Below are 10,463 nucleotides of genomic sequence, written 5' to 3' on the forward strand. Positions count from 1 at the left end.
ATAAGGTTTATCGTCACTTACCTGAGATTTGTCAGGTAAGTGGCTCCGTGATTTATATCGTTTAGGCAAAATCATTCATGGGCATTAGAGAAAATTTGACTGAAAGAAGGCCGTTGATGTATTTCAATTGGCTGATTAAGCTTTCTTGCTAAATCACTTGCGGCAATTAACCCTCTGATATGATGTAAATTCTGATCAATTACTAACATGTGATGTAAATTGTTTTCCTGCAATAGCCTGACTATATCACTGACTTTTGCAGTAGCAATTTGGTTGTAATCAAATGCTTGTAGTTCTTCTCTAGGCACCATCACTTCAGTGACTAATAACTCATCAATGGTCAAAGTTAATCGCTTAGCGGTAAGCATTAGGTTGTGATGCGATAATTCTCGCTGGGTGATAATACCAAGAAACCTATCATTTTTATCAACAACTAAACGCATATAAGCATGGGTTTTTTCCATGATTTTAGCTGTACCTACCGCACTGGTTGAGGCATCAACAATGATGGGTCTGGACACATCAAAATCAGTAAAAATATCTAAAGCTGATGAGTCTAAACTCGGTGTTAATGGTTTTGATGACCATAAAAGGTGATCGATAGATGCAGTACTAAATAGTTCTAAGTTTCTCATGGTGAAAACTCCGTTACAGTATTGAATAGCTAAGGGCACTGAACATAGCTTTGGTTGGCTGTATTATCGATAGCATCAATTAGAAAATATATAAGTTCATCGATAATACTCATGGTGCTTAACTTAAGTGTTGCATCAATAAAGCCTTAACCTTGTATATTCACCATAGACCTGTAGATGCAATCGATGCAAGTAGATGAATAACAATTAATTAAGGTTAAGCTGTTGTGTTAGTTGTTAATATTTGTGCTAGTCTTTCTGAGGTTGAAAGTGAAATAGGGAAGTTAAATGCCAACTAAACAAGTCGATACAAAACAAGGTTTGTCGAAAGAGTTCAAATTTTTATTAGCTGGGACTCCTGTTAACATTGATATCGTCAGTCCAGCAGGGCAAAAAGGGCGCTTTAGAACCATTTTTATAGGCTACCTACCTGAGCAATTTTTACTAATTCAATTTCCTGAGTCGAATAAATTAGGTAACTTCGGCCAATATTTTGTACAAGGAAGTGAAGTCATTGTTAGAGGGCTAATTGAAGGCCACGAAGCATCTGTAATTGCATTTTCATCAATAATAAGACAAACCTTGAGCACGCCAACAAGAATGATGGCACTTAACTTTCCAAGTAAAATAATCATTCATAATTTGCGTTCGACTAAACGTGTGTTAACAGAGCTAACCGCAAGCATAAAAGTAAAAGAAGACTCTTGGCATGCAAAGTTAACAGATGTCTCACTGACAGGTTGTCATATAGAGGCCTGTAAAGAGGAGCAAGATGCACTTGTCGAAGGTGAAACTATTACTATCTCAATTGAGGTGGATGAAAACCAAATTTCACTCAAAGCCCGTATTTGTAACGCAAAAGCTTCTGAAGAAGGACTTAAATTAGGCTGCCAGTTTATTAGCGATCAAGATGAACTGGTAGAAAAAATTGTTCGTATGGCGTTATTAGCCGAAAAATAGTCTATTAACCTTAAATTCTACAGATTGAGTAAAATCGATGTTTGTTCCTTTTTAGGCATCTTACTGACTACCAACATAAAAGAGTTATCGATAATTCTTTCTAATTCCCCATTTGGAACAATGCTAATTGGTCGTGTTTCACTATTGCTTGAACCTTCGGTTTTTATCTGATTTGCAATACTATTTGGGTAATAAACTGAAATCCAGTGTTTCTTGTCCATGTGGTAACCAGTGGTAATTGAGTTGAAAATATCCCGTAATGCACAAGACTCATCTGGATCGCACTTAAGGTTAATCATTAAGGCATTTTTACGCCATGCAACTAAAGCAAACATTTTAGATTTCACTTTAAATACATGCGTATCTTCACCAAAAGGAAAGCTTTCTGTGGTGAAAGGTTTTGCGAGTAAGTATTTTCTGACTTGATCAAATTCCATAACATATTCCACTAAATTAACTGATGGATTCATTTTCTAAGTGAGATATCACCACTTATCACATTAAGTTGAACACCGTTTATCGTAACCAGTTTAGCTTCAATATGCATCGACATAGGAAAATTGATATCAGGTTGTTTTATTAGCACCTGTGCGTAGGTTCGGTAATGATTAGAGAGCATGTAAAACTTGTCTTCTACTTCACAATCTAGGTAGAAGTTCTTTTCACTTAAATTAATATTTTCTAACAGGTTATTCGAGCTAAACATATGTTCTTCTGTAGTGATGATACTGCAGATGTTGTCACTATTTTTACTGGAAAATTTAAATGTTAGTGCTGGTTTTCCAGCAAGTTCAGCGCTATATCCTCCTAAATATTTTTCAAGGTTGATGGTTGTCCCAAACGCAATATTTGAATGAATAGAAGATAGTAAAATCATCAATTTTAGTGGGGAGTTCAAGTCGAGAGGAGTTTTGTTTAAGCGATTCCCTTTATTGGAACACATGAAATTCATAAAGCTTAATTTTAAGCGTGTTACTTGCTTCATAAGATACTCCTTTCCTTACTAAATCAGCATCATAGCCTTATCTTAAAACACCTCTAAGTTTACTCACAATGCGCCTACAAACTCAATAAATCAACAATTATTAAAATAGCTAAGCGCTTTTATTAGTATTCGGTACGGTTTACTTTGTTGTTTAGTTTGAGTAAAATCCAGCAAAGGTTCATGAAGGAGCAAATTGATGGGTAAATTCTTAGTGTCCAACATAGCAAATCGTAGGCATAACAAAATATATAGTGTGTTAGGCAACGGAGCTTTTTTTGATTTACAGCCTTCTCAGCACGGGTGGGAAGCTTATTCATCCATTAGTGAGGGTGATAAAGTTTTCGTGATCAATCACAACAGAAAGATCCCTGTTGTTTATGAGGTGCAATAAATTCTTGAAGAGGTAGCGTTAGAGGATGATTCTGAGTTTGGCAGTCGAGTCGCATCGGCGATTGGAGGCAATACTCGTGTGCTATTTGGTAAACCAATTGAGAGAGTTGATATGTTCTACAGCCAATTTATAACTACAAATGGTATTAAAAGTTCAAAGTTAACTGAGGAAGGTCAGATGTATCAGGGATTTAACTGTGTAGGGTTTAGCTAATGACAGCATTTCGTATGGGAAGTATTGAATTTAATCATATCGCTAATATCAGCTTGTCAAAAGCTTGGTTAGCTAATCGCAATAGTGAGACTTATGGTTTATATGATTTTGATGGTAATGAATATGCAACCAGAAAGCATTGGTTTAGTTTGATGCCGCGTGAAACCACAGGTGTTTATTACTTTAAAAAAGGTGATGATGTGCTCTATGTCGGTGAAAGTGGCTTGTTAGGTAAGCGCATTTGGTCCCATGGAACAGCCGGAAAATTAGTAAAAGAAGAGCAATTTAGGGATATGGAGTTATGGGTAGCGACAGACGTGACAGTCCCGAGCCCGTTAAATGGTGAACCTGTTTGTGTTAGAGGCGCTGTCGAAGCACAATTAATGAAAATGTACTCCCCTAAATATAATCGCAAAGAAGAGCGTTGCTAATGAAAAATATGTTTTTATTTGTAGGTTGTAACAACTCCCTTAATCAAGGGGATTTATGCCCACATTGTGGTTTCATCATTACGTTACCGCCAGATATGCAGCCTGAGTGTTTGTGTTGTGGAAAGAAGCTTGAAGAATAAAGAGGTAACAAAGTGAATGTACTTGTTACCTCTGTAATATAAGAGATTATGCTTTGGGTTTTAAGTTAAGAACCTTATCAATATCTTCGGCGCTATGACGGTTCGCTAGTTGTTCCCACTCTTCTCCCCAAGTTCGATTAATGATTCTGCCTCGTGCGACAGCTGGACGTTGTTCAATGTCTTTTGCCCAGCGCATTAGGTTAGGGTAGCTTTCAACATCTAAAAACTCTGCTGCTTCATATAGGTTTCCAAGGACCAAATTTCCGTACCAAGGCCATGTCGCAATATCTGCAATACTATACTCATCCCCCCCCAGGAAGCGGTGTTTAGCTAATTGCTTGTCAAGTACATCAAGTTGACGCTTGGCCTCCATAGAGAACCTGTCGATAGGGTATTTAAACTTTTCAGGGGCGTAAGCATAAAAGTGACCAAAGCCTCCGCCTAAATAAGGAGCCGAGCCTTGCAGCCAAAATAACCAATTCATGACTTGGGTTTTAGCAGCTAAATCAGTTGGTAAGAATCGGCCAAACCTTTCAGCGAGGTAAAGTAAAATAGCGCCTGACTCAAATACATTAATTGGCGTTGAGGTGCTGTTATCTAATAATGCCGGTATTTTTGAATTTGGATTAACGCTAACAAAACCTGATGAGAATTGATCGCTATCACCAATACTAATCAAGTGAGCATCATATTCTGCGTCAGTGATCCCTGCAGCTAACAGCTCTTCCAACATAATCGTGACTTTTTGGCCGTTAGGGGTGCCCATAGAGTAAAGCTGTAGTGCATGCTTCCCAACCGGTAAATCTTTATCGTAGCGCGCACCAGAGTCAGGACGGTTTATACTGGCAAACTTGCCGCCATTTTCTTCTTCCATTATCCATTTTTTAGGTGGAATAAATTCGTTTGTCATTGTGTATCCTCACTTTGAATCGCTTTAAACGGCTTTATAAGCATGGCTTAACTTTACTGTATATATGATATTAGGGCATTTTAAAAATTAAAAAGTCTTATCAAAAAATAAACTGTCACAACAGGAAAAAATGACAACCAGGAAGAGGGCGCAATAGTCAATCAGCCGCTAAATCTCTCGTCATCTGCAAACATAGGGAAGTGGCTAATCAGTGTTTAGCAAGATTGCGTCATAATCGACATGCAGGCTATGACGCTTAGGGTAATATTGGAGGTAATTATTTGGTGCGCTCGATTGTTTGTGTCCAAAATTGTCTCGATAAATGACGAGTTTTATTGGCTAATCGGCTCATTTGTTCACACTTATTTTGGGTGTCATCGGTTTGAATTAAGGTAAGTTTTGAAAGCTCATCGATTTGTAAAATTGAGCGACTGATTTCTTCTGCAACAGTGGTTTGCTGGTTCATAGCTGCAGCATTTAACTCAGCCATTTCCTGAATTCGATTTATTGATGCCAGTAGCTGATCAAATGCTCCGTCAGCCTCTTCTGCTAGTGCGACGGAAGTGTCAGCTTGTCGTTGTCCCGCTTCCATGGATTCAGTGGCTTTTTTAGTACTTTGCTGAAAATTAGACACTATATTTTCTATTTCAGCGGTGGACTCACTGGTTCTTTTTGATAACTGTCTGACTTCATCGGCAACTACAGCAAATCCTCTACCACTTTCACCGGCTCTTGCTGCCTCAATGGCTGCGTTTAAGGCCAGTAAGTTTGTTTGCTCAGCAATACCTTTGATTTCTCCTAGCACACTGGCAATGGACTTACTGTCGCGCTCGATAGTATCAACGACAGTTGAAAAGTGAACCACTTCCTTACGTAGCTCGCCAATTGAACTCACCACTTTGACCATGCTGTTATGGCCTAAATTAGCTGCTGTATGACTTGTGGTGATTTCTTGGGCAGTTTGTCGAGTGTTCTCGTTTACTTCAGCAAAGCTGGTGGTCATCTCTTCCATTGCTGTTGCGGCTTGGCTAGTTTGCTGTGTTTGTTCCTGAACTCTTTCACGGGTGTTAGCAATCGTTTCATTTAGCTGCTGACTTTCTTCACTAATTGATGAGGCTGAATCAGCCATACGCCCAACTACACCGCCCATTTCCGTGACGAGGTAATTTAGTGCTAAATCAATTTTGCCGATTTCATTTTGAGTTGACGAAAAAATGCCGCAGGCAATGGGATCATCAATAATGTTGGTTGCTTTGTTCTCAAGTTCTTTTAGTGGACGCGTTAGGAAGTAAATTCCAAAACCCGCCAATAAAGGGATGAAAAATGCAGCGACGAGTGTCGGCATTATTAGTGAAGAGACAACTCCTATTAGCGAGATAAGCACTGCCCATAAGCATAATGCTCCAGTAAAACTGAATAGAGGTGGAGTGATTGCAGCAGGCTCTTTACCTTCGTTGAGTTGCTGGTAAATGTTCTCCGCTGAGGCGATATGCTCACGACTAGGTTTACGCCTTACAGATTGCAGCTCATGTAAGCGGCCATTTTCAAATACTGGTGAGATATAGGCATTCACCCAATAGTATTTACCGGTTTTAGTTTTATTTTTAACGATGCCGCACCAAGGTTTTCCGTCTTTGACCCGTTGCCACAAGGATTCAAAAGCGGCTTTAGGCATATCAGGGTGACGAACTATATTGTGTGGTTTTCCGTGGAGTTCATCTGTCGTGAACTCAGAGATATCTGCAAAGGCTTGATTGGCGTATTTGATATTACCATTCAAATCAGTGGTAGAAAGTAAAATGCACTCGTCCGTCAGTGGTTGTTCTATGTTGTTTGCCTTGATATCACTCATTGGAAATAACCAAACTTAAAAATAAAGAGGCATAGTGCCTTAGCTTTTTCACATTATGTTTGATTTAGGTCAATGACTTGTTAAGGTGTTATTTTTTAATAAGAAAGTGTGCGCTAGTAAACGGTTTTGAATTGATAGCAACAAAAACGAAAGTAGCCAGTGCTGCTTTCGTTTTCATTGTATCTGCAAAATGACAGAAAAAATCTACAACCTATTGCGTGTTTAAGTAATCGATTACGGCGTCTGTTCGACTTTCAGCATGTTCAGATAAATCATCAACTGCTTGAAAAAAGTCATTTGCAGACTCTAAAAATGAGTAACCTGTTAACTCTGTTGTGGCATAAGGCTCTATTAATGCTGAGTAACTGTCATAAATTGCCTGCATTTTATTGGTTTCATAGCTATCGCTAATAACGTCAGATAAATACTGGTTATAGCGTTCCCGGTATGTGTCATCAGCATAGATTTTGGCTATCAATGGCCAAGAATTTGAGTCTAAATCAGAGAAATCAAGTTCTAATGCACCGCCCATTTTACCCGTTTGTAATGCCTCATTATTATCCCATGGGATCCAAGTTAATTTGTTTGTGTCTGGATCGTTGTAAAGATAATAATTATGGGGCATTAATCCGTAAGTATCCCAGTTTTGAATTACGCCATTCACTGCGAGATATTTCAAGAACACATCAACATCAAATATAGCTTCAAGGTTTTCACGCCAAGTAACAGGATCGGAAGTCGCTGTATCATCATGTAATGCGTCGAATAAAGCTAAAATATCTGACCAATCTTCATCATCTTCATTGGTTTTCTTTTCAAAACTGTCTTCACTGAAAGATCCTTCAATAAAGGTCGCACCATCATCCTCAGGCTTATATAAGTTACCATCATCACTGCTAAATTGAGTATCAATTACCGTGTCATCGACTTCTTCCACAAGGGTATATAAGCCAAAGTATTCAGGGCCATCACCATGGTCGATATATAAAGTATAAAAAGCGGTGTGAGAGACGGCTAAACCTGCATCTTTAAATACATCGGCGGCAACTTTTTCACGTAACTGCGACTCATCATCGTAATTATTTTTAAGACTTAACTTTTTAAAGCCATAAAATCGTTGATTGTCGATTTGTGGGTAGTAGTCTTCAAACTCATCAAAATCTAACTTAAAAGATAACTTGAGTACGCCTTGTTGCCAGCTGGTTTGCAGTGACGAGTTTCCCTTAAAACGGATGCCTACTCGATACCATTGTTTATCTTCGTAATAAATATCAGCTGGCACCATAATGGGGTTGTCATCTGTATCTACAAGGTTGTTTGAATTAGTCGTTGTACCAAAAGTGCCATAAGTATCAGTCATATCGTTAAGCATGATGGTCCAGCGATCTTCAGTGACCACCACATCAAGGCGTTTTACTTCATTGTCAGCAAATACTTCATCAAAGTTGGCATCTGCACTTTTGCTATGGGTGTCATCGGTCCAATCGCTTGCTTCAAAATCAGTATCGTTATACTCCTCAACCGGTGTTTCAATTTCAGTGTCAGGTACTGTTATTACAGTCTCTTCGCTGCTGGTATCATCTGAGCTATCACAAGCAGTTAATAGGCATAAGCTAGTAAGCGGTATAATTAATAGTTGCCGAAATGGTTTACATCCCGTTTGAAAAAGCGAATAGAGAAGGGGACTGAACATAAGTAAACTCCTAAGTTAACCCGTAGTTGATAATGGCTAATATGAGTTTTTAATGTTATGTGATTAAAGTGCAGAAACCGTGCAGGAACCGTGAAGCAATGAAGTATATTTTAATTACCTAATTTGAACCGTATCAGTAACAGCATTCCCCAAACCCACAATTCTAAATTCACTATTCAGACTAACTTATTTGGTGAGTGATTAGGTAAGTTGTCACTTGATAAAGTGGTCAATTAATTGCATTAAAAAAGGCATCTTTCGATGCCTTTTTTAAATGGTAATGATGAAATAATCTATGGGTTATTTCATCGTATTACTTTAAAAGTGCCACTGCTTCCATATCCAGTTCAATATCTGTGCAGCCTTTTGCGCAGTATATCCCGGGTGCTTTTTCTGCAGGTTTGGCATTTTTAGTATTGGGCGGTAATTGCAGCGTTAGTGGCTTGTTACATTCAGCACATGTTGCGCTATTGCCTTTTAGCATACGTTTAATCAGATTTTTTTGTTGGTTGAACGACTCAAGTGTTGTGCCATTAACCGCTGAAAAATCAAGTTTTTGTGTTTCGCTCATTACCGCTACCTATATCAAAATGACTTAGCTTGATGACGCTTTTACAGGCTTATTTAACCTGATCAAGCGGGCTCCAACGCTGTAATTCTACAGGTAGTGCTACCCCTTGAGCGGTAAGTAAGTTTACACGCGCTTGATAAGCTGCGCCGTGCATCAAGTGTTTTGCTAAGTCTACCGCATTTCGCTGGGTATAATCATCTAAATAGCTGCCTTTTGCCCATTCGTTGAACGCGCCAAGTGCGGGGCCAGCCCAAATTTGGTAATCCATTTCACGGCCAGCTTCACCAGAATTAGACCAACGGCTTGATAAACCTAAATACCAACGGAAGATAAGCGCCATTTTACGCTTAGGGTTACCTTCTGCACGTTCGATTTGCTTTGGATCACGCTCGTTAAAGTGAGCCACAGTGCCGGCCCAAATATCATCAAGGGTTGAACGGAATACTTGTTTTTCAAGTTTTTCACGTTCTTCGGCAGGGATGGCTTCAATCGACTCATAACGGGTATAAATCTCATAAAGTTTATTAGCACGCATAGGGAATAAGGTGCCACGTTTTACCACTTGTAGCTTAACGCCCATTTCGAACATATCAGCAGCAGGTGCCATGGTGACATCGGCCATTTCTGTAGTGGCAAGTAACTTACGAGTGTGTTCACTGGCGCCCGCTTCAACACAAGCTTGGTTGATTGAGCCTGTCACAATATACGCAGCGCCCATATTAAAGGTTGCTAATGCTGCACCAGGGGTACCGACACCGCCGCCACAACCCACACGAATAGGTGTTTTGTATTGGTACTCGGCTTGGATTTTGTCTTTAAGCGCCAAAATTGTTGGTAATAGCGTGACTAACGGACGGTTATCAGTATGGCCGCCAGAATCAGCCTCGGCAGTCACGTCATCAGCCATAGGAATAAGCTGTGCGAGCTCCATTTGCTCAGGTGTGATTAAGCCTTCATCAACCAGTTTTTGCAGCATTTTAGCAGGAGCTGGTTGCATAAACTTACTCGCCACTTCTGTGCGGCTCACTTTGGCAATAACCTTGTTGGCAATTACCACTTCACCTTGGGCATCACGGCTTAAACCAGCAGCGCGGTAATAGACAATTTGCGGGGTTAAGCCTAAAAATGCAGAAGCTTCTACCGTGCGCACTTTATGTTTTAAAAACAGCTCAACACTGCCACGCTCAAGCGCAGGTTCACTTGGACTATGGATTAAGTTAAACATGTACGGGCCATTTGGAAGTGCGGTTTGAATGCGGTTAATGGCTTGTTCAACGCGTGATGGAATTAAGCCAGCTGCGCCGAACGAGCATAAAATGCCTGCTTGACCTAATGCAATCACTAACTCTTCAGATGAAATACCATTGGCCATCGCACCAGCATAATAGGCGTATTTAACACCGTGAACGCGGCGGAAGTTACTGTCGCCTAGGCTTTGAGTGCCGAGTGCTGGCGCAAATGCACTGACAGGTAAATCCTGTTGGCTGTTTATGCTTTCAGTCATTACTTGTGCGTTTTGCGAAATACCTAAGCCTTTTTCAGGGTGGTTAACTAGATAACACGCCTGAGACAATTCTTTTAATTTTTTACCGATAGCGGCATTATCAAAGCTGGCATCACTTGGGGCTACTTGCCAAGGCCATGGAGAAAGCTTTTCGTTTTGAGTGCTAATAGTCATTATT

The 10,463-nt window shown here is 39.8% G+C and carries 11 protein-coding genes; 3 read left to right on the top strand and 8 right to left on the bottom strand.

Going from position 1 to position 10,463, the window contains the following annotated elements:
- Positions 1-71: 71 nt before the first annotated feature.
- A complete protein-coding gene (locus QPX86_RS07285) occupies positions 72-635 on the bottom strand; it encodes a CBS domain-containing protein (protein WP_285164780.1) in 564 nt (187 codons plus the stop codon).
- 288 nt (positions 636-923) lie between these two features.
- On the opposite strand from QPX86_RS07285, the gene QPX86_RS07290 reads away from it, so the two are divergent.
- The gene (locus tag QPX86_RS07290) at positions 924-1,595 is read left to right on the top strand and encodes a PilZ domain-containing protein (protein WP_220753818.1); all 672 of its coding nucleotides are present in this window, start codon (positions 924-926) and stop codon (positions 1,593-1,595) included.
- A 17-nt stretch (positions 1,596-1,612) separates the two neighbouring features.
- Here the strand turns inward: QPX86_RS07290 and QPX86_RS07295 are convergent, their stop codons facing one another.
- Both QPX86_RS07295 and QPX86_RS07300 read right to left on the bottom strand, forming a co-directional pair.
- A complete protein-coding gene (locus tag QPX86_RS07295) occupies positions 1,613-2,032 on the bottom strand; it encodes an MmcQ/YjbR family DNA-binding protein (RefSeq protein ID WP_220753819.1) in 420 nt (139 codons plus the stop codon).
- A 29-nt stretch (positions 2,033-2,061) separates the two neighbouring features.
- Entirely contained in the window at positions 2,062-2,580 is a 519-nt protein-coding gene (locus tag QPX86_RS07300; RefSeq protein WP_220753820.1) for a hypothetical protein, read from the bottom strand.
- A gap of 603 nt (positions 2,581-3,183) precedes the next feature.
- Here QPX86_RS07300 and QPX86_RS07305 point away from each other — a divergent pair.
- Positions 3,184-3,615, top strand: a complete 432-nt coding sequence (locus tag QPX86_RS07305; protein ID WP_220753822.1) for a GIY-YIG nuclease family protein — start codon at positions 3,184-3,186, stop codon at positions 3,613-3,615.
- A complete protein-coding gene (locus tag QPX86_RS07310) occupies positions 3,615-3,755 on the top strand; it encodes a hypothetical protein (protein ID WP_220753823.1) in 141 nt (46 codons plus the stop codon). Before QPX86_RS07305 ends, QPX86_RS07310 begins: the two co-directional genes overlap by 1 nt.
- Positions 3,756-3,801: 46 nt before the next feature.
- Here the strand turns inward: QPX86_RS07310 and yghU are convergent, their stop codons facing one another.
- The 5 genes from yghU to pfaD form a co-directional block, all read right to left on the bottom strand.
- On the bottom strand, positions 3,802-4,665 hold the full coding sequence (yghU, locus tag QPX86_RS07315; RefSeq protein ID WP_220753824.1) for a glutathione-dependent disulfide-bond oxidoreductase: 864 nt from the start codon (positions 4,663-4,665) through the stop codon (positions 3,802-3,804).
- Between the two features lie 277 nt (positions 4,666-4,942).
- Positions 4,943-6,517 (bottom strand): methyl-accepting chemotaxis protein, encoded by a 1,575-nt coding sequence (locus QPX86_RS07320; RefSeq protein ID WP_220753825.1) that lies wholly within the window; start codon positions 6,515-6,517, stop codon positions 4,943-4,945.
- A gap of 211 nt (positions 6,518-6,728) precedes the next feature.
- Positions 6,729-8,210: a CotH kinase family protein gene (locus tag QPX86_RS07325; RefSeq protein WP_285164781.1), complete on the bottom strand. Its 1,482-nt coding sequence runs from the start codon at positions 8,208-8,210 to the stop codon at positions 6,729-6,731.
- Positions 8,211-8,523: 313 nt separating this feature from the next.
- On the bottom strand, positions 8,524-8,781 hold the full coding sequence (locus QPX86_RS07330) for a hypothetical protein (protein ID WP_119968768.1): 258 nt from the start codon (positions 8,779-8,781) through the stop codon (positions 8,524-8,526).
- Between the two features lie 49 nt (positions 8,782-8,830).
- Positions 8,831-10,459: an eicosapentaenoate synthase subunit PfaD gene (gene pfaD, locus QPX86_RS07335; protein WP_285164782.1), complete on the bottom strand. Its 1,629-nt coding sequence runs from the start codon at positions 10,457-10,459 to the stop codon at positions 8,831-8,833.
- Between the last annotated feature and the right edge of the window lie 4 nt (positions 10,460-10,463).

This window comes from Shewanella goraebulensis (genome assembly GCF_030252245.1).
GTDB classification, from domain to species: domain Bacteria; phylum Pseudomonadota; class Gammaproteobacteria; order Enterobacterales; family Shewanellaceae; genus Shewanella; species Shewanella goraebulensis.

What these genes read in the sequence shown, in the direction of transcription:
- QPX86_RS07290 (WP_220753818.1), top strand. Translation starts at nt 924, where the DNA reads ATGCCAACTAAACAAGTCGATACAAAACAAGGTTTGTCGAAAGAGTTC.
- pfaD (WP_285164782.1), bottom strand. Translation starts at nt 10,459, where the DNA reads ATGACTATTAGCACTCAAAACGAAAAGCTTTCTCCATGGCCTTGGCAA.
- QPX86_RS07330 (WP_119968768.1), bottom strand. Translation starts at nt 8,781, where the DNA reads ATGAGCGAAACACAAAAACTTGATTTTTCAGCGGTTAATGGCACAACA.
- QPX86_RS07285 (WP_285164780.1), bottom strand. Translation starts at nt 635, where the DNA reads ATGAGAAACTTAGAACTATTTAGTACTGCATCTATCGATCACCTTTTA.
- QPX86_RS07310 (WP_220753823.1), top strand. Translation starts at nt 3,615, where the DNA reads ATGAAAAATATGTTTTTATTTGTAGGTTGTAACAACTCCCTTAATCAA.
- QPX86_RS07305 (WP_220753822.1), top strand. Translation starts at nt 3,184, where the DNA reads ATGACAGCATTTCGTATGGGAAGTATTGAATTTAATCATATCGCTAAT.
- QPX86_RS07320 (WP_220753825.1), bottom strand. Translation starts at nt 6,517, where the DNA reads ATGAGTGATATCAAGGCAAACAACATAGAACAACCACTGACGGACGAG.
- QPX86_RS07300 (WP_220753820.1), bottom strand. Translation starts at nt 2,580, where the DNA reads ATGAAGCAAGTAACACGCTTAAAATTAAGCTTTATGAATTTCATGTGT.
- QPX86_RS07325 (WP_285164781.1), bottom strand. Translation starts at nt 8,210, where the DNA reads ATGTTCAGTCCCCTTCTCTATTCGCTTTTTCAAACGGGATGTAAACCA.
- yghU (WP_220753824.1), bottom strand. Translation starts at nt 4,665, where the DNA reads ATGACAAACGAATTTATTCCACCTAAAAAATGGATAATGGAAGAAGAA.
- QPX86_RS07295 (WP_220753819.1), bottom strand. Translation starts at nt 2,032, where the DNA reads ATGGAATTTGATCAAGTCAGAAAATACTTACTCGCAAAACCTTTCACC.